Below are 18590 nucleotides of genomic sequence, written 5' to 3' on the forward strand. Positions count from 1 at the left end.
GCCAGTCGTCTCAGGCAAGTCTTCTCAGGACCAGTCTTCTCAGGACCAGTCGTCGAAGCCGAACATGTCGTAGTCGCGTTGGTAGGCTTCGCGCGCCAGCGCCTCGATCCGGTCGTCGTAGATCTGCGCCAGCGCAAAGGGCGCGCGGGTGGCAACCGGCTGCGGATCGGGCGGCGCCTCGTGCCCCGCCTGCATCGCCAGCGCGGGCAGGTACATCGCCATCTCGTCCTCGCGCACGACCATGTCCGGCAGCGTGTGGTCGGCCATGCCCTGAATGCATTGCGCCTGCGACGCCCAGTGCCCGTCCACCCGCACCGCCGTCTGCCCGGACAGGTTCGCCTTCACGAAGGTCAGCCAGGCGGTAAAGGCCTCGCGGTGGGCATCGACGTCATAATCCGCCCCCGGCTCGCCCTCGGGGATCGGCAGGGCATGGGCGCGGCGCAGGGTCTTGCGGATGCCCTTGAAGCTGCCCTTTTCGGTGGTCAGGATCTTCGCGCAAAACGCCTCGTGCGCGCGGGCCAGCGGGTGCCGGATCACGGTAAAGCTGCGGTGGCCGGGCCGTTCGCGCTTCCAGGTCCGCAGCGTGCCCTGCGTGAAATCGGACGAAAGATCCTTTTCCGCCACGCCGTCCAGCGCGGCCAGCCAGCCCAGCACCGCCGCCTCCGGCCCGGACCGCACGGGCATGTACAAAAGCGGCGTCTTCGCCCCGGCAAAATAGGTCGGCACCGCCGCGCCGCGCCGCGGCTCGAAATTCGGCGTGCGGCTCAGGTTGAAACGATCGAGCCGCGCCAGGGAGGCCGCCATGGCCTCGAAGTTCTCGACCTTCTCGGCCACCGGCTGTGGGTTCTGCCGCTTCAGCGCGGTGTTCAGGCTGTCCAGCCGCGCCGGGCACCCCAGCCAGGCCGCCAGCCCGTTCATCACCGCCACGTCCTGCAGATCCTCGTAGGCCACGTAGAAGGCCGTCTGCGCCGTCCGTTGCAGCGTGTTCATGATCTGCACCTGAAAGGCCTGCAGCGCGTCCAGATGCGCCTCGAACTCGGGCCCGTCGAAGACCGCCCGCCCGGCCTTGCGTTTCTTGACGTTGGTCAGCTTCCACTGCCCCGTCGCCTGCGCGATCTTCCACGAGATGTAGCTGTCCACCGGGTTGCGCGTCAGCACCACCTTGCCGACCTTCGGATCGGTCAGCAGCGCGTCCAGAACGCGGGGGTCGTGGTCGTGGAAATAGCGAAAGCCCGCCATGTCAGGCGCCGCCCGCACCGCGTCCAGTAGGCGATGCGGTTTGGCATCCCGCTCTTCCTGCGAGATGCCCAGAACGTCCTCGGCATTGGGATAGCCGATGAAATGCGGGTTGAAGACCTCGCCGAGGCAGGAAATCCCGTCGAAGGCATTCAGGTTGGCTTCGAGGAAATTCGAACCGGTGCGCATTTCTGCAAACACCACGAAGCAGTCGAAACGGGTCATGGGGCTACTTCTTGATCAGGTAGGGCTTGCGCCGCGGCGCATCCGGGTTGCGCGCGACGATATCGACCGGGAAATCGCCCATCAGGTAGGGATGCATTCCCTGGTTCTTCAGATTTTGCAGGAATTGCCCGAAGCCGGCGAGCGGCTCCAGCCGTGGCGCCTCGGCCAGACGCCGCAGGCCTTTCTGGCCGATCTCGTCGATGATGACCTGCAGGGGCTCCATCGGGGCCTCGATGAACTCGGCCATGGACCAAATGCGGATGCGCGCCTTGACGTCCGGACTGCGCAGCGTGTCCAGCATGCCGCTTTCGATCTTCTGCAACGCGGCGGCCTTGGCGCGGATATCGGCGAAATTGGCGTTGGACTTGAACAGCGGCACCGCCCAGGCGCCCGAGATCACGCTGATCTGCGCGTTGGGATCGCGCGACAGGCCCCAGAGGATGTCGATATTGTCCTGCGGTCCAAGCTGGAAACACTGCCGCTCGCCGCGCGTGTTCCACAAGAGGTTGGTCAGGAAGGCCTTGCTGTTGTTGTCGCGCAGCCCGGCATTGTCCGACAGCGCGCCATTCACCACCGTCTGCCCGCCCGCGAACTCGGCCCGGCGTTTCGCGAAGAGGTGCCCGTGCACCTGCGCCCCGGTGGCCCGGGCCAGCCATGTCTCGAAATCCTCGAAAAGCTCTGAGAACCCCTGAAAGACCGAATACTTGCCCGCCGTCACGCCGTTTTCCCAGCCGATGTTGGGGTAACGCGATTGCATGTACAGGCCCGACCGCCCGCGCGTCCGCCGCTCCACCGCCTTGGCGAAGATGCGGTCGATCTTGCCCGGATTCGGTTCCTGCCGGGACGTGGCGCGGTTGGGATCGGTCAGGAAGGCGTCGTAGAGCCGCCCCGCATGCGGCCAGATCTTGCGCGCGACAAAGCAGTCCGAGCGGCGCAGCAATTGCAGGTGATCGTCGTAGAAGATGTGCGGTTTGCCCTGGAAGTCGAACTTCGACAGGGTCAGAGAGCGGCTTTCGATATTCGTGGAGTAAAGCCGCGCAAGGCTCTGGAAATAGCTCTCGTCGGGGATCCAGACGCGGCGGAAATAGGCGTCGTACTTGCGGCGTTCGGGGTCTTGCAGGATCGCCGACAGGGTCTGGCGCGTCAGGCACCACCACTGGCTGCCCATATGCGGCACGATCCCGTTCGGCAGGCTGCGGCGATAGCCGACGCGGCGCTGAAGCTCGACGAAGGCATCGAAGAGGTAGCGGTTGCGGCGCCACGAAAAGGGGAAATGCAGGGTGAAACGTTCCTCGTCCAGCCCGCCCACCGTCCATGGCACATCCGCCGTCGTCGCGCTTTCGATGAAGTCGGTGCGCGGGCGGTCGGCGAGGTAGTCGATCAGTTCCTCGACCGGGCGCAGCGGCAGGCAGGACCCCGAGGCAAGGTAGACGTGGCGCACCTCCGCGAAGCGGGTCAGCATCAGTTCGCTGGCGTCCTGACTGGCGGCGACCAGCCCCCAAGTGCCCCATTCGCAGCGGTGGCGTTTCGAGAACAGCACCGTTTCAAGATCGGACAGCGTCTGAACGAAGCGGTCGTAACGGTCCGTCTTCACCGCCTTGTCGACGTGGATCACCACCGGGCACCCGGCGGCGGCCCAGTGCCGGGCCACCTGCTCGGCCCGGTCGAAGGCCGTATGCACCAGCATGACGACGCCGACGGTCATGCCCAGTTGCCCTTGGACATCAGGCCGAGGATCTCGAGCTGGCGCCAGTTGATGTATTTCTCGGACCACTTGCACCAGAGGTCGGGGTTGTCCTTCACCCCCTCGGCATAGGCGATGTATTCGCGGCTGGCGCCGTAATGCTGCCCGCGCTCCAGCTCTTCGGCGGCCTTGTCGGCGAAGGTCGACAGGAACTTGGTGTGCAGCAGGATGCCGCTGGCCTTCTCGCCCCCCCATTCGTCGTAGACGAGGTTCAGCCCACGCGGCAGCAGGTTGTGGGTCGAGGACACGTAGGCATAACGCCGGTTCCATTTCACCAGCGGCACCTTGTTCAGCGCCGGGGCCAGTTCGGGTGTGTCGGCAAAGAACATCCGCGCCCGCGGCCCGCCCTGAATCCAGAGGTTGCCGAAGTTCCAGTTCTTCGAGATCGCGTAATTGCCCGCGTCGAACCAGTTGGCGATCTCCAGGGGATCCTGCCCGGCGCTGTAGGGTTGCAGGTCCATCCGCCCCTTTGGGTACATGTCCAGCAGCATGGCCGAGAAGGACTTGATCGAGGAGGCATCCAGCCAGTCGGTCAGCGCGCGCAGGGGCCGCGTGTCGCAGAACGGGTAGAGGAACAGCTCATCGGGGTCGACGGTCAGGGCCCAGTGGCCATGGCCGTATTTGAACAAGAGCCAGTTCATCCAGTCCACGCCGAAGCGCGAGCGCTTGTAGCTGGCGGTCGTCGTCCAGACCGAACAGTCGGGCTGGCCGGCGAGGTAGTCGAGCGACCCGTCTGTGGAGTCGTTGTCCACGAAGAGGAAGTGGTTCACCCCCATCTCGCGGTAGTAGCGCAGGAACCACGGCAGGCGCACACCTTCGTTGCGCTGGGTCGAGAAGACCAGCAGGTCCGAGGGCCGGATATCGGCGGTGCGATTGGCGACGGGACGCAGTTCGCGGCGCTTGCGGAAGGCGCGGATCAGCCAGCGTTTTCGCTGCACCCGCAGTTTGTATGACCGCCATGCGCCCAAGAGCCGATCTTCCCCAACGGCCGGTGGTCCGACCTGCCAAAGGCGCAGCTATCAGGTCAGGGTTAAGGCCTTGTTGAAATGCGTCTCCCATGTGGGAGGGTCGAAAATCGGGGCTGCCCGCCCCTGGCCGTCTCGGTCTGCCCGATGGTGCGCTGCCATCTCAATTATCTTGTTGCGCCAAAGATAGCGGTCGGAAGCATCGGCGTAAACGGGAATGTTTCCCAAGACTTCCCGGTAAATCGGAAGATCGTTGCACAGGACCGGAACGCCCAGCAGTGCCGCCTCGACCGGGGGCAGGCCATAGCCTTCGGCGAGGCTGGGAAACAGCATGCCCGCGCTGCCGCGCAAAAGGCCCGCGATCTGCGCGTCGCTCAGGCCGCGCAGTTCGTGCACCCGGTCGGGCCGCGCATCGAGGCGGGCAAAGACCGCGTGGTTCTCCCACCCGCGAGAGCCGCAGATCAGCAGGTCGGCCTCGGGGATCTCGGGCCAGAGGTCCAGCAGCAGGGCGTGGTTCTTGCGCGGCTCTATGGTGCCGACCGTCACGAAATAGGGGCGGCGCCACGCCCCCCCGGGCGGCTCTCCGGGCGGGGTCGGGTCGACGCCCAGCGGCGCGACGATGGCCTCTGGCATCCGGTCGCCAAGATGGCGCGCGGTATCGGCCAGGGTCTGCTGCGAGTTGCAGATCACCACATCGGCCACGCGCCCCACGCGGGACAGGAAGGCGGCGAAGCGGTCCACCGTGCCGGGGCGCTGGAACTGCGGATGGTCCAGCGGGATCGTGTCATGCACCAGCACCGCGATCCGGGCGCCCTGCGCCTTCAGCGCCGCCGCGACGGCCTCGGTCAGGTTGGTATGGCCAAGGTTGATGTAATGCGCCCCGCGCGGCAGGTGGCGGCGCAGCATGCGGCCCAGCAGCGGTTTTATGCAGCGGGCGATGCACAGGCGCCGCACGTCGGCCTCGGCCCGGGCGCGCATCGGGTCGATGTCGCGCACGAGGCGCGACAACCGGTCCGCCGGCCCCCATGTACCCTGCGCCACCCGGTCGCGCAGGGCGGCGCAGCCCGCCGCGTCCAGCAGCGCATAGCCCAGCGAGGTGCGCACCAGCCCGTAGAAGGGCCCCATCCCGCAAAGATGCCGGAGCCAGGCGTATTCCACCCGGTCGACACCGGTCAGCGGCCGTCCGGCGCGGCTGACCAGCCGTGTCAGATCCAGCAGGCGAAGGGGGTCAGGCTGCGTATCGGCCATTCTTGTGCCATCGGCAGGTGTCCGCGATCAGGGCAAGCGACCCGCAGAGGCCATTGCGCCCGCAGGGTCCGGGCCCGGCCATGGCCTTTGCGGCCCGGCTGCGGGCAGCAAGGCGCGGGACCGCATCGGGCCGCCACAGCCGCAAGTCCGCGTCCCGCCGGGGACGACCGGTCAGGTCGCCCTGGCCGAAGGGGCCGACGGTCACGGCGCCGTCCAGCCTGTCGGCAGACTGTTAAAGACCACCGGCGCGAAACCCGCGGTCTTCAAGGCCTTGCAGGCGCGGCTGTCGATCTCGCCAGCCCCGCCCGTTGCCAGAACGGGTGCCACCCCGGCTCCTTACTCGGCAGCCTTGCGCGAGGTCATGACCTCTTGCAGGTAGGCCTCCAGATCGCCGCGCAGGTCGTCCCGCGCCAGGCCGAAGGCAACGGTGGCCTGAAGGAAACCCGCCTTGGAGCCGCAATCGAAACGCTGGCCACGGAAGCGGTAACCATAGACGCCGTCGCCGTCGATTTCCTCGGCAATGGCATCGGTCAGCTGGATCTCGCCGCCCGCGCCGGTCTTCATCTTGTTGAGATGCTTGAAGACATTGGGCGACAGCACGTAACGCCCGATAACCGCAAGGTTGGACGGCGCCTCTTCGGCCTTGGGCTTTTCGACCATGCCCTTGACCCTGACCATGGCGCCCATGTCCTCTGCCACGTCGAGCACGCCGTAGGCGCTGGCCTTCTCCTGCGGCACTTCCATCGCCGCGACCATGCTGCCGCCGGTTTCCTCGTAGGCCTCGATCATCTGCTGAAGGCAGGGTTTCTCGGCGGCGATCACGTCGTCGGGCAGCACCACGGCAAAGGGTTCGTTGTGCACCAGACGGCGCGCGCACCAGATCGCGTGCCCCAGACCCAGCGCCTTGGCCTGACGGATATAGGCGATCTCGCCCGAATCCATATTGGTGGTCTTGAGAACCTCCAGAAGCTCTGTCTTGTCCTTCTTGCGCAGCTCCTGCTCCAGATGCGGCGCGTGGTCGAAGTAGTCCTCCAGCGCCGACTTGCCGCGCGCGGTGACGAAGATGAATTCCTTGATGCCCGCAGCGCGGCATTCGTCGATCGCGTATTGCACCAGCGGCCGGTCGACCAGAGTCATGATCTCCTTCGGGACCGACTTGGTCGCCGGAAGGAACCGGGTGCCGAGGCCCGCGACAGGGAAAATTGCCTTGGTGACCTTCTTGCGCATGCGAATGCTCCTTTCATGCCAGAACGGCTGGCCATATCGTTTCGAGGCGTTATACACGGTTCGGATTAATACTGCGCCTGCGAAAGGCGAAATCCTCATTTTTTTACGGAATACCGCCTATGGCGGGCAGATCATACCCCCGGGCTCCGGCTTCGGATGTCAGCCCCGCACCGCCGCGATCCGCGCCAGCTCTACCGCGACACGACGCCGGAACCGCCAGGGCCGCACCAGCGGACCGCTTCGCAGGCTTCGCCCGAACAGGCCGCCGCGATGCTCCCAGACGCCAGTCTCCGTCAGGGAAACGCGGTGGTAAAGCGCCGTTGGCGACAGCAGGAACAGCGTGGCGACCTGCCCCTGGGCAACGGCCTCTGCCGCGCGCCGTCTCAGGGTGCGGGCCTGCCACGGCCTGCCTGAAAAACAGGCCCTCTGCGCGCCCTCCGTCGAAGGATAGGGGAGAAACGGGGCCTGTGCGCAGGGAATTGCCTGCGGGCGGGCGACATCCCGCCGAAGCCCCTCTGCCCCGCCCCGGTCGAGGCTGCGCATCAGGCGCAGCAGGCCCGGCGGGTCCAGCGGACCGCGCTGCATGTAGCCCAGCAAGCGCCTGCGCTGCGCTGCCCGGAACGCCCGCCAGGCTTCGTCCTGCTGCGACGGCGGGCAATGCTTGCGCAGGAACACCCGCTGCGAGGCACCGATCTGGAACAGGTCGCGCGGGGTCCGGTCCGGCGCGCGGCGGCTGCTTTCGGCAAAGCCGTGGTGAACCTGCGCCAGCGGCACAAGGGCGGTCGCCAGCCCCGCACCGGCCAGCCGCATGTTGAGATCCGTTTCGTCGAGGTAGAAGTGGAAAGCCGGGTCGAAGCCCCCCAGCGCCGCCAGCACGGCGCGGCGCAGGGCCATGTTCGTGCCCTCGGTCTTGATCGCCCGGTCGCCGGTCGGCTGAAGCACGCGCGGCGCCTCGCCCGGCAGCTCCATGTCCTGCGCCACGCCCAGCCGGTCGACGCTGCGCGCCCGCCACTGGAAGGAAATGCCGTTGCGCCCCAGCACGTAGCCCCCGGCGGCGGCGATGTCTTCCGCGAAGGGCGCGCAGAGGTGCCGCAGCCAAAGCGGTTCCGGCACCGCGTCGTCGTCGATGAAGGCCACGACCTCGCCCGCCGCCACCCGAAGCCCCGCATTGCGCGCGGCAGAGATATTGGGTGCGTCGAAGGCGACCAGCTTCAGGTGTTCCGCATCGGGCCGCCCGCGGGCCGCCGCGATCCCGGCGGGGCAGCCCACGACGATCACCTCGAAATCCGGGTAGTCCAGCTGTGCGATCCCGGTCAGGCAGCGTTTCAGCGCCGCCGGTCTGTCGCGGCTGACGATGACGACGCTGACGCTGACCGGACCGGTCACCGCATCAGCCCTGCTTCAGCTCGACCCCCGGCGCGTAGGCGATGAAGAAGGGGTTTGCGAAACCCTCCTTGCCATAGGCCAGCGGCGTGTGATCGTCGAAGCGCACCACGCGCCCGCCCGCGCCGTTCAGCACCGCGTGACCGGCGGCGGTGTCCCATTCCATGGTCCGCCCGAGGCGCGGGTAGATATCCGCCTCGCCGGTGGCGACAAGGCAGAACTTCAGCGAGGAACCGGCGCTCTTGGCGTCCGCAACCTCGTAGAGGTTGATGTAGTCGTCGGTCGCCTGATCGCGGTGCGACTTCGAGGCCACCACCAGAAGCGCGGCGTTGTCGGGCTCTGACACCCTGATCCGCTTGGTCTCGCCCGGCGCGGCCTTGTCGAAGGGGCCGATTTCCTCGACCGAGTTGCCGACGCTGTCGGTGTAGAACATCCGCCCGCGCGCCGGGGCATAGACGACGCCGCGCGTCGGCACGCCATCCTCGACCAGCGCGATATTGACGGTGAAATCGCCGCGCCGCTTCACGAACTCCTTGGTGCCGTCCAGCGGATCGACGATCAGGAAGGTCATCGCATCCAGATCGTGGCTGTCGGCCTGCTCTTCGGTGACCAGCGGCATGTCGGGAAAGGCCGCGCGCAGACCGGCCGAAATCAGCGCGTCCGCCGCCTCGTCCGCCTCTGTCACCGGGCTGTCGTCGGACTTCGACTTCACCTCGAAATCGTCTGCCTCGTAGATCGCCATGATCTTGTCGCCCGCCTCCAGCGCCAGCCGGCGCAGCACGATGGTCAGTTCGGAATAATTCACCGCAAAGCTCCCCCCGCGCGACCACGCGGATTCATTGATTTGAAAACCCATTCCGCTTATGGTTCGGATCAATCAGAACGGCAAGCGCCGCACCGCCCGAGGCAGGGACGACGGATCCCGGCGGCATCCACGAGCAGACCGGAGACCCGCGACCCATGTTCGAGACCGCCAAACCCCGCTCGCGGCTGGAATCCGCCGTCTACATCGCCGAACTGATCTACCACAATTCCGTGCGCGCGGTGCGCAAGACGCACAACAACGCCTTCATGGCGATCTTCATGAACATGCTGCAGACGATCATCTTCGTGCTGGCCTTCTACTTCATGTTCCTGATCCTCGGGATGCGCGGATCGGCCCTGCGCGGCGATTTCCTCGTCTACATCATGACGGGCGTCTTCCTTTACATGACGCATACCAAGACGCTGGGCGCGGTCGCCGGGTCGGAAGGGCCGGCCAGCCCGATGATGCAGCACGCGCCGATGAACACGATGATCGCAATCATCTCGGCCATGCTGTCGTCGCTGTATATCCAGGTGCTGTCGCTGATGGCGATCCTGTTCATCTACGATGTCGCCTTCAACCCCTTCGTCCTGCAGGAGATCCACGACCCGATCGGTTGCCTGGCGATGCTGCTGCTGTCGTGGTTCTCCGGCGCGGCGATCGGCATGGTGGTGCTGGCGATCAAGCCCTGGTTCCCGACGCCGGTCAGCATCCTGACGACGATCTACCAGCGCGCCAACATGATCGCCTCGGGCAAGATGTTCGTGGCCAATACGCTGCCCACCTACATGCTGGTGATGTTCGACTGGAACCCGCTGTTCCACACCATCGACCAGTCGCGTGGGTACGCTTTCGTCGATTACAACCCCCGGAATTCCAACTGGGAATATGCCTTTTACCTGTCTATCGTTCTGCTCATGATCGGCCTGATGGGCGAATTCTACACCCGCAAACACGCCTCTGCCTCGTGGAACGCGCGCCGCTAGACGGCGGGCCTGTCCGGGGGCGCGGCGCCTGCGAAAGGACAGGACATGTTTTCACGGATCGCATTCTTCACGCTGCTCGCCGGGGCGGCCGCCGCACAGGACTATCCCCGCCTGCACGACGTGTCCGGTGTTGCCTCTGACGACACGCTGAACCTGCGCGAGGCGCCTTCGGCCAAGGCCCCCGTGGTGGGAGAACTGGCCCACGATGCCCGCGCCATCGAGGTGATGCGCGTCGAGAACGGCTGGGGGCGCGTCAACATCAAAGAGCGCGCTGGCTGGGCGTCCATACGCTACCTCGCCCCGCGCGCCGACGGCGACCTGCCGAACGCGCAGGCGCTGACCTGTTTCGGCACCGAACCGTTCTGGAGCCTGCACATACGCCCCGGCCAGACGGCGCAGTATCGCTCTCCCGAGGTCATGGACGGAGAGACCTACGGCGTCGGCCCGCTGCAACGGCTGTGGTCGCCGACGCTGAAATACACGCTGCGCGGCGAGGGCGGCGAAGGCTCCCTCGATGCGATGATCATGCCCGCCTATTGCGACGACGGCATGTCCGACCGCGAGTACGGCTTTGACGTGACCCTGTTCCTGTCGCGCGAGGACCGGGTGTATTCCGGGTGCTGCACGCTGGACGAGTGAAGGCCGACACGGGTCAGGACGAGTGCCATCACGCCTGCGAAAGAAGGATATGCACCTCTGTCACCAACGCAGGACAAGCCGTGCAGCGTCGGGCCGTGGTCCGGCTATCCTCCGCGTCAGGAAAGCAGTTTATCCCTGCAAAGGCCGTAAGCCCTCAATCAGGTCGCGCTGGCGGCAGCCAAATCGCCGGGCCGTCGCACCAGAGGTGCGCCGCTTGATCGGCCCGCCGTTGGCGGGACGGACGGGCCGTCATGCCAGAGGCATGCCTCTGGCATGACGGGCGGCGGCTTCGCCTTGTTTCCGCGCTGGGTGTTAGACAGCTCGGAACGGCGCGAGGAACGATTCGCAGGAGCGTCGGACTTTCTGGATGTCTGAATGTCGGCACGGCGGCACGGCGGCACAAGACACCGCGCACAAGGCTATCGCAAGGGGCGCCCCGCCCTGAGACGCGAGGCGACAGCACGAGAGAGCCGAAGGCCCTCACGCCGCTGCCGTCACCACCCGCAGGGTCAGGTTGATCCGCCCGCCATCCCTCAGCAATGTCGAAGAGCTGAAGCGGATCCGGTCCACCCCGTGATGCGCCAGCCGCGCCGCGCCGCCCATCACCACCACATCGCCGGACTTCAGCCAGACCGACTCGGTCTTGCCGCCCCGTTCGACGTTCCCCATGCGGAACAGCCCGTCATCGCCCAAAGAGACCGAGACCACCGGGCAGGAAAAGTCGCCCTCGTCCTTGTCCTGATGCAGGCCCATACGGGCGCCCTCGCCGTACCAGTTGATCAGGCAGCACTCGGGCAGGCGCGCGCAGCCGGACACATCCCGCCAGATCGCCAGCACCGCTTCGGGGATCGGCGGCCAGCCCATGCCCTGGGGATGCCGTGGCTCGTAGCGATAGCCTTTGCGGTCGGTCACCCAGCCGTAATCGCCGCAGGCGCCCATGCGCACCGACATCGGCTTGCCCCGGGGCGTGACCGGCTGCACCAGCGGGGCCTGCATCAGCACCGCGCGCAGATGCTCGACCAGCTGCTCCTGCGCGGCGCGGTCCAGCCAGCCGGGGTAGACCCGGAACCCCTTCACATCAAGGAAATCGCCCATGCGCCCCTTGTCGGTCAAATCCGGGCCGAGTCCAAGAATTTCCCGTCAAATGCACCTCTCGGAACGCTTGCAGGCCCCTTTTGCCCTCCTTATATACCGTCCGAACGCGCTGGCTGGGCCATTCCGCCAGCGACATCGAATGCGGGGCGGGATGCCGTAACGGGTCTCGGCCTCGTGACATCGCCTGAAGCAAAAAGGGATCGAACTCATGGGTAAAGTGATCGGTATCGACCTCGGGACAACCAACTCCTGCGTGGCCATCATGGATGGTTCTCAGGCCCGGGTGATCGAAAATGCTGAAGGGGCGCGTACCACGCCCTCTATCGTCGGCTTCACCGACGACGAACGTCTGGTTGGCCAGCCTGCAAAGCGTCAGGCCGTGACCAACCCCGAAAACACCGTCTTTGCCGTCAAGCGCCTGATCGGCCGTCGCACCACCGACCCCGAGGTGACGAAGGATCAGGACATCGTGCCGTACAAGATCGTCGACGGCGGCAACGGCGACGCTTGGGTGGAAATCCGCGGCGAGAAGTACTCGCCCTCGCAGATCTCTGCCTACACGCTGCAGAAGATGAAAGAGACCGCCGAGAGCTACCTTGGCGAGGAAGTCACGCAGGCGGTCATCACCGTGCCCGCGTACTTCAACGACGCCCAGCGTCAGGCCACCAAGGACGCCGGCAAGATCGCGGGCCTCGAAGTCCTGCGCATCATCAACGAGCCGACCGCGGCTGCGCTGGCCTATGGTCTCGACAAGAAGGACAGCAAGACCATCGCCGTCTATGACCTTGGCGGCGGCACCTTCGACGTGACCATCCTGGAAATCGACGACGGTCTCTTCGAGGTCAAATCGACCAACGGCGACACCTTCCTCGGTGGCGAAGACTTCGACATGCGGATCGTCAACTACCTGGCGTCCGAGTTCAAGAAAGAGCACCAGGTCGACCTGACCAAGGACAAGATGGCCCTTCAGCGCCTGAAAGAGGCGGCAGAGAAGGCCAAGATCGAACTGTCCTCGGCGACCCAGACCGAGATCAACCAGCCGTTCATCTCGATGGGCGCCGGCGGCACGCCGCTGCACCTTGTGATGAAGCTGACCCGCGCCAAGCTGGAAAGCCTCGTCGGTGACCTGGTCAAGAACTCGATCAAGCCCTGCCAGGCGGCCCTGAAGGATGCCGGCCTGACCACCTCCGACATCGACGAAATCGTCCTGGTCGGCGGTCAGACGCGGATGCCGAAGGTCATCGAAGAGGTCACCAAGTTCTTCGGGAAAGAGCCCCACAAGGGTGTGAACCCCGACGAGGTCGTCGCCATGGGCGCCGCCATTCAGGCCGGTGTTCTGCAGGGTGACGTCAAGGACGTGGTCCTGCTGGACGTGACCCCGCTGTCGCTGGGCATCGAGACGCTGGGCGGTGTCTTCACCCGCCTGATCGACCGGAACACCACGATCCCGACGAAGAAGTCCCAGGTCTTCTCGACCGCCGAGGACAACCAGTCGGCCGTGACGATCCGCGTCTTCCAGGGTGAGCGCGAGATGGCTGCCGACAACAAGATGCTCGGCCAGTTCAACCTCGAGGACATCCCGCCGGCTCCGCGCGGCATGCCGCAGATCGAAGTGACCTTCGACATCGACGCCAACGGCATCGTGTCGGTTGGCGCCAAGGACAAGGGCACCAACAAGGAACAGAAGATCACGATCCAGGCGTCGGGCGGTCTGTCGGACGACGACATCGAGCGCATGGTCAAGGAGGCCGAGGACAACGCCGAGGCCGACAAGGGCCGCCGCGAGCTGGTCGAGGCCCGCAACCAGGCGGAAAGCCTGATCCACTCGACCGAGAAGTCGGTGGAAGATCACGGCGACAAGGTCGACCCCTCGACCGTCGAAGCGATCGAGCTGGCCGTGGCCGCGCTGAAGGACGATCTGGAAAAGGACGACATCTCGGCGGACAAGCTGAAGTCGGGCATCCAGAACGTGACCGAGGCCGCGATGCGTCTGGGCGAAGCGATCTACAAGGCACAGGCCGAGTCCGGTGACGACGCCGAGCCCGCCGCTGCCGACACCTCTTCTGGCCCCGCCGACGACGACAGCATCGTCGACGCGGACTTCGAGGATCTCGACGACAACAAGCGGGCCTGAGGCTTCGCTGTCGGAACCAATCAGGGGCCGGTCCGGACACCGGGCCGGCCCTTAGACGTTCCCGCATAAGGAGGACGGCTAATGTCCAAGCGCGATTACTACGATGTTCTCGGCGCGACCAAGGGGGCCTCTGCAGACGAGTTGAAGAAGGCCTATCGCAAGAAGGCCAAGGAACTTCACCCCGACCGCAACGCCGACAATCCCGAGGCCGAGTCGCAGTTCAAGGAAGTCAACGAGGCCTACGAGGTTCTGAAGGACGCCGACAAGAAGGCGGCCTACGACCGCTATGGTCATGCGGCCTTCGAGGGTGGCATGGGTGGCGGGCCGCGCCCCGGCGGCGGGATGCACGGCAATGCCGACTTCGCCAGCGCCTTCAGCGATGTCTTCGACGACCTGTTCGGCGATTTCATGGGGGGCCAGCGTGGCGGGCGCCAGCGCGCGGCGCGTGGCGATGACCTGCGCTACAACCTGCGCGTGACGCTGGAAGAGGCCTTTAACGGCATCCAGAAGACGATCAACGTGCCGACCTCGGTGCAATGCGGGTCGTGCAGCGGCTCCGGGGCCGAAGGCGGCGCCGAGCCGGTGCAATGTCCGACCTGTTCGGGCATGGGCAAGGTTCGCGCCACGCAGGGCTTCTTCACCGTCGAACGCACCTGCCCGACCTGTTCCGGCCTTGGCCAGATCATCAAGAACCCCTGTCGCACCTGTTCCGGTTCGGGCCGTGTGCAGCGGGATCGGGCGCTCTCGGTGAACATCCCCGCCGGGGTCGAGACCGGCACCCGCATCCGCCTTGGCGGAGAGGGCGAGGCCGGGATGCGCGGCGGCCCGCCGGGCGACCTCTACATCTTCGTCGAGGTCACGCCGCACAAGATCTTCGAGCGCGAAGGCCGCGAGCTGCATTGCCGCGTGCCCGTGTCCATGACCGTGGCGGCGCTGGGGGGCGACATCGAGGTGCCGACCATCGACGGCGGGCGGTCGCGGGTGAAGATCCCCTCGGGCAGCCAGTCCGGGCGGCAGATGCGCCTGCGCGGCAAGGGAATGCCGGGTCTGCGGCAGCCGGGGCATGGCGACATGTTCATCGAGCTTGCGGTCGAGACCCCGGTGAACCTGACCTCGCGCCAGAAAGAGCTTCTGAAAGAGTTCGAGTCGCTTGCCGAGGACAACAACCCGGAATCCACCAGTTTCTTCAAGTCGGTGAAGAACTTCTGGGATTCCATGAAGGGCTGAGAAGACCCGTCCGGGCGCCGTCGCTGCGACGGCCCCGGACATCCCCACCGGACGCTGCGCCCTGTCGGAAGGGCGCCATATCCCCCCTTGAGCGCGGGCGCGGCCAGCGCCTCTGCCGCGCGGGGGCCTGCCTTGGGCGCGGCTGAGGGCCCGAAGGCCCGCATGGGCGGATGATTTTAACCCCGCGTTCACCTTCTTCGGCCCATGATGGCGCATGGCACGCATCCGGCATTTCTCCGACACCCAGCCCGCGCTTTTCGATGCGGACGAAGCGCCCGCCGCGCCCCCGGGACCAGACGGCAGGACAAAGCAGCCCTCGTATATCCGCGATCACCGCGCCCGGCTGCGGGACCGCTTTCTTGTCGGCGGCGCCGAGGCCCTGCCGGATTACGAACTGCTGGAGCTGCTCCTGTTCCGCGCCATTCCGCGACAGGATGTCAAACCCTTGGCCCGTCTGCTGCTCGACCGCTTCGGCGATTTCAACGGCGTCGTCTCTGCCCCCCTGCCCCGGCTAGAAGAGGTCAGCGGCGTGGGCCGCGCCGTCATCACGGAACTGAAGATCGTCCAGGCCGCCGCGCAGCGCCTCGCACAGGCGCGGGTGCTGAGAAAGCCGGTGGTCAGCTCATGGGACGCGCTGCTGGACTACTGCCAGACCGCCATGGCCCATGACGATATCGAACAGTTCCGCGTGCTCTTCCTGGACCGCAAGAACGTGCTGATCGCCGACGAACCGCAGGCCCGCGGCACCGTGGACCATGTGCCCGTCTACCCGCGCGAGGTGGTGAAGCGCGCGCTTGAACTGAACGCGACGGCGCTGATCCTCGTGCACAACCACCCCTCGGGCGATCCGACCCCGAGCCAGGCGGATATCGAGATGACCGCGCAGATCCAGCGCGCCGCCGACAGCCTCGGCATCATGCTGCACGATCACCTCGTCATCGGCAAATCGCGCGAACTCAGCTTTCGCGCGGAAGGCCTGCTGTAGCGCGCCGGTTTCTTTCAAAGAAACCGGCCCGAATTCCGTGACGGAATTCGGCCGCCCTCAGTCCACCCAGATCTCGACCCGGCGATTGACCTGCCGCCCCCAGGCACTGTCGTCGCAGGCCATGGGCATGGCCTCGCCAAAGGCCATCACCGACAGCGTCACCCGCGACAGATCGGCGGTGTCGGCGGCCAGTTCCACCGCCTCGCGCACCGCCGTCGCCCGGCGCGTGGCGATGGTCAGGTTGCCCTCCGCCGGTCCGGCGCCGTCCGAGAACCCGACGAAATGCAGCGCGCGCCCGTCGAAGCGGCCCGCCTCCAGCGCGCTGGCCAGCTGCATCACGTTCGACCGCGACTGCGCGTCCAGCCGGGCCGATCCCGCCTCGAAGCGGAAGGACAGGCTGAGCCGCTGTTTGCGCAGCAGCGCCCGGGTCATGGCCTGCAGGTTTTCCAGCCCGCCGGCATCCCGCGCCACCAGCACCGCATTGGCGAAGCGGTCGCCCTGCAGGTCCATGGGCACCGCCTCGGGTTCCTGATCGACGAAACCGGCCCGCCGGATCACGATCTGCGCCGGGGTGCTGCGGGTATAGGTCAGGAAGTCGCGCCCCAGCGCCGGCAGCCGCCGCGCCGGAACGTAGAGGAACATCGGCGCGGTCAGCGGGTAATCCTCTGTCTTGATGGTCCGCCGCGCGGCCCGCAGCTGGAAGCCGCAGGGTCCGGTCAGGACCAGCGGCTTGGTCAGCCCGGTATCCGAGAAGCTGCCCAGCCCAAGGCCGAAGGGATCGTTGGCCACCGCCGCGACCAGCGCCCGGTTGCTGTCGTGACGGACCACGCTGGCGCCCAGCTCGGCGCGGGCCGGGCGCAGCAGCCGGTCTTCCATCGCCTGGGACAGGCCCGATTGCGCGCCGCGCAGATGCACCGTGATGGGTGCATCCGGGCCGCCGAAGGCCGACCAGTTGTCGACCCGCCCGGCCAGGACGCGCACCATATCGGTGATCGACAGCGCCACCACCGGATTGCCCGCCTCGACAAGCGGCACCATCGCATCCAGCGCGATCACCCGCGAGCGCCGGGCATCGGCCATGTCGCCCAACCCGGCCTCGCGCGCCTGCCGCACCTCCTCCGGGCGGATCTCGCGCATGGCCATGACGATATCCGCCTCGTCCGCCAGCAGATCGGCAAAGCCCTCGTCGGTGTTCGAGACGTGGAAATGGAACCGCCCCACGGGCGTGTCGCCATCCCGCAGCACGTAGGTGAAGCGGGCCGGGTCATCCTCCTCGGTCAGCCGTTCCGAGGTCAGGTTGTTGCGCAGGGCAAAGCCCTCGATCAGCGCGGGCATCAGCACACGCCCGATGGTCGCGGAGCCGGAAACAGAGATCTCGGCCACGAAGTCGATCAGCGAGGGGCAGCCGAAGCCGGTGCAGTTCACGCCGGACCCGTCGACGGTCAGTTCCCCGAATTCAGTCTCGACGCGGTAGAACTCTCCGTCGAAGCCCAGCAATGTTCCGACGATCTCGATGGCCCCGTCGCGGGACCGCAGCGTCACGTCCTGCGCGGCGGCGCCCAAAGCCCCGACCGCAATGAAAAGTGCGGCGAAGATCGCCGCACGAAGATGCGCCATGGAAGCCCCGTCAGTCGCCTGTCACCGTCCAGCGATATTCAGGTCTTCGACGAGGTTTTTCAACACCAGAAAATCCCCAAGATCCTTGCATCCGGGCATGTCGAGCACGAGGTCCCGCACCCGCAGGCCCGCACCGTCGCGGATTTCCAGCGTCTGGGCCTCGACAGTCTGGCTGCAGTTCTGCGCGGTGACCTCGGCCTCGACCGTCATCGCCACGTCGCCGCCCTGACGCGCCGTGCCGCTGGGGAAGGAATAGACCTCGGCCACCAGTGCCTCTGGCGTGTCCATGCGGCCCAGCCGCACCAGAAAGCCGCCCTCGCCACGGGCCGCCGCCGCCAGTTCGCCGGCACTGTCCGTCCAGATGTGCCCGGGCTGGAAGTAGTCGGCCCCGAATTCGCGGGCGTGCAGTTGCAGGCCCGCCTCGCCCTTCCACTGGACCGCGACCCGGTCGTAGAAGGCCAGCGATGTGACGTCCGCGATGGCGGTGGCGCCCGCGCCCCCGGGGAAGCTGACCATGAAGCTGGCCCGCTGCGCGAAGGCCGGGACGGACAGCTTCAGCCGACCGTCCGACGGCAGGATCTCTGTGAACATTAGGCCCTGATGGTGCAGGGTCGCCCGTTCGCCCGCCTGGCAGGGCGCGTCGAGGGTCAGGGTCACCATGGCCCCGGCCATGGGCTCTGCGGTCATGGCAATCTCGCAGGAAGGCCCGGCGGCGGGCTGGTCGGCGGGAATTTCCACCGCAAGGGGATCGTCCCCGGCGCCCGGCATCGGGCCATCGACGGCGGCGAGGGTCACCGCCGCTTCGGGATCGGCGCGGGCGATGCCCTGTCCGGCGTCCACCGGCAGCAGCGGCATGACCCCGGCGGAAGAGGTCGGCGTGATCGCGGTCACGGTCAGTGGCGCCGCCACGGGTTCCGTTGTCTGGCCGGGCAGGCCGTATTGCATGAGGTATCCGATGCCCAGGGCGCAGGCGAAGGTCGCACCGCCCATGATATAGCTTCTGATCCGCGACATGGCGGCCTCCTGATCCACAAGGTCAGGAAACACTCTGTTCCGCAAACAAGGCGCCGGTTT

General features: G+C 66.5%; 15 protein-coding genes. 5 read left to right on the forward strand and 10 right to left on the reverse strand.

Annotated elements, in window-relative coordinates:
* Window positions 1-39 precede the first annotated feature (39 nt).
* The 7 genes from ACN5KJ_RS04820 to cysQ all read right to left on the reverse strand — a co-directional run bounded on the left by ACN5KJ_RS04820 (window position 40) and on the right by cysQ (window position 8833).
* Complete coding sequence (locus tag ACN5KJ_RS04820) at window positions 40-1461, reverse strand: sulfotransferase family 2 domain-containing protein (RefSeq protein ID WP_418592318.1); 1422 nt, start codon at window positions 1459-1461, stop codon at window positions 40-42.
* Window positions 1462-1465: 4 nt separating this feature from the next.
* Window positions 1466-3166: a beta-1,6-N-acetylglucosaminyltransferase gene (locus ACN5KJ_RS04825; protein ID WP_418592320.1), complete on the reverse strand. Its 1701-nt coding sequence runs from the start codon at window positions 3164-3166 to the stop codon at window positions 1466-1468.
* Window positions 3163-4173, reverse strand: a complete 1011-nt coding sequence (locus ACN5KJ_RS04830) for a glycosyltransferase family 2 protein (protein ID WP_418592322.1) — start codon at window positions 4171-4173, stop codon at window positions 3163-3165. Before ACN5KJ_RS04830 ends, ACN5KJ_RS04825 begins: the two co-directional genes overlap by 4 nt.
* Before the next feature lie 51 nt (window positions 4174-4224).
* The gene (locus ACN5KJ_RS04835; protein WP_418592323.1) at window positions 4225-5418 is read right to left on the reverse strand and encodes a glycosyltransferase family 4 protein; all 1194 of its coding nucleotides are present in this window, start codon (window positions 5416-5418) and stop codon (window positions 4225-4227) included.
* Window positions 5419-5754: 336 nt separating this feature from the next.
* Window positions 5755-6645: a UTP--glucose-1-phosphate uridylyltransferase GalU gene (galU, locus tag ACN5KJ_RS04840; RefSeq protein ID WP_347166149.1), complete on the reverse strand. Its 891-nt coding sequence runs from the start codon at window positions 6643-6645 to the stop codon at window positions 5755-5757.
* A gap of 159 nt (window positions 6646-6804) precedes the next feature.
* A complete protein-coding gene (locus tag ACN5KJ_RS04845; protein WP_418592325.1) occupies window positions 6805-8031 on the reverse strand; it encodes a glycosyltransferase family 2 protein in 1227 nt (408 codons plus the stop codon).
* A 4-nt stretch (window positions 8032-8035) separates the two neighbouring features.
* Complete coding sequence (cysQ, locus tag ACN5KJ_RS04850) at window positions 8036-8833, reverse strand: 3'(2'),5'-bisphosphate nucleotidase CysQ (protein ID WP_347166151.1); 798 nt, start codon at window positions 8831-8833, stop codon at window positions 8036-8038.
* Window positions 8834-8988: 155 nt separating this feature from the next.
* Here cysQ and ACN5KJ_RS04855 point away from each other — a divergent pair, with 155 nt between their 5' ends.
* Both ACN5KJ_RS04855 and ACN5KJ_RS04860 read left to right on the forward strand, forming a co-directional pair.
* Entirely contained in the window at window positions 8989-9819 is an 831-nt protein-coding gene (locus tag ACN5KJ_RS04855; RefSeq protein ID WP_347166152.1) for an ABC transporter permease, read from the forward strand.
* A 45-nt stretch (window positions 9820-9864) separates the two neighbouring features.
* Complete coding sequence (locus tag ACN5KJ_RS04860; protein ID WP_418592327.1) at window positions 9865-10458, forward strand: COG3650 family protein; 594 nt, start codon at window positions 9865-9867, stop codon at window positions 10456-10458.
* Between the two features lie 480 nt (window positions 10459-10938).
* On the opposite strand, the gene ACN5KJ_RS04865 is transcribed toward ACN5KJ_RS04860, so the two are convergent.
* Window positions 10939-11553, reverse strand: a complete 615-nt coding sequence (locus ACN5KJ_RS04865) for an alpha-ketoglutarate-dependent dioxygenase AlkB family protein (RefSeq protein ID WP_418592328.1) — start codon at window positions 11551-11553, stop codon at window positions 10939-10941.
* 208 nt (window positions 11554-11761) lie between these two features.
* On the opposite strand from ACN5KJ_RS04865, the gene dnaK reads away from it, so the two are divergent.
* From dnaK to radC, 3 genes are all read left to right on the forward strand, one after another.
* Window positions 11762-13687 (forward strand): molecular chaperone DnaK, encoded by a 1926-nt coding sequence (gene dnaK, locus ACN5KJ_RS04870; RefSeq protein WP_418592330.1) that lies wholly within the window; start codon window positions 11762-11764, stop codon window positions 13685-13687.
* A gap of 81 nt (window positions 13688-13768) precedes the next feature.
* Complete coding sequence (gene dnaJ / locus ACN5KJ_RS04875; RefSeq protein WP_418592331.1) at window positions 13769-14914, forward strand: molecular chaperone DnaJ; 1146 nt, start codon at window positions 13769-13771, stop codon at window positions 14912-14914.
* 214 nt (window positions 14915-15128) lie between these two features.
* The gene (radC, locus tag ACN5KJ_RS04880; protein WP_418592332.1) at window positions 15129-15899 is read left to right on the forward strand and encodes a RadC family protein; all 771 of its coding nucleotides are present in this window, start codon (window positions 15129-15131) and stop codon (window positions 15897-15899) included.
* A 57-nt stretch (window positions 15900-15956) separates the two neighbouring features.
* Here the strand turns inward: radC and ACN5KJ_RS04885 are convergent, their stop codons facing one another.
* Together ACN5KJ_RS04885 and ACN5KJ_RS04890 are read right to left on the reverse strand one after the other, a co-directional pair.
* Window positions 15957-17516 carry a phosphate ABC transporter substrate-binding/OmpA family protein gene (locus tag ACN5KJ_RS04885; protein WP_418592334.1) on the reverse strand — a complete coding sequence of 520 codons (1560 nt, stop codon included), beginning with the start codon at window positions 17514-17516 and terminating at the stop codon, window positions 15957-15959.
* Window positions 17517-17537: 21 nt separating this feature from the next.
* Window positions 17538-18530 (reverse strand): translocase, encoded by a 993-nt coding sequence (locus ACN5KJ_RS04890; RefSeq protein WP_418592336.1) that lies wholly within the window; start codon window positions 18528-18530, stop codon window positions 17538-17540.
* Window positions 18531-18590 lie beyond the last annotated feature (60 nt).

The sequence above is a fragment of the Ponticoccus sp. (in: a-proteobacteria) genome (assembly GCF_048381735.1).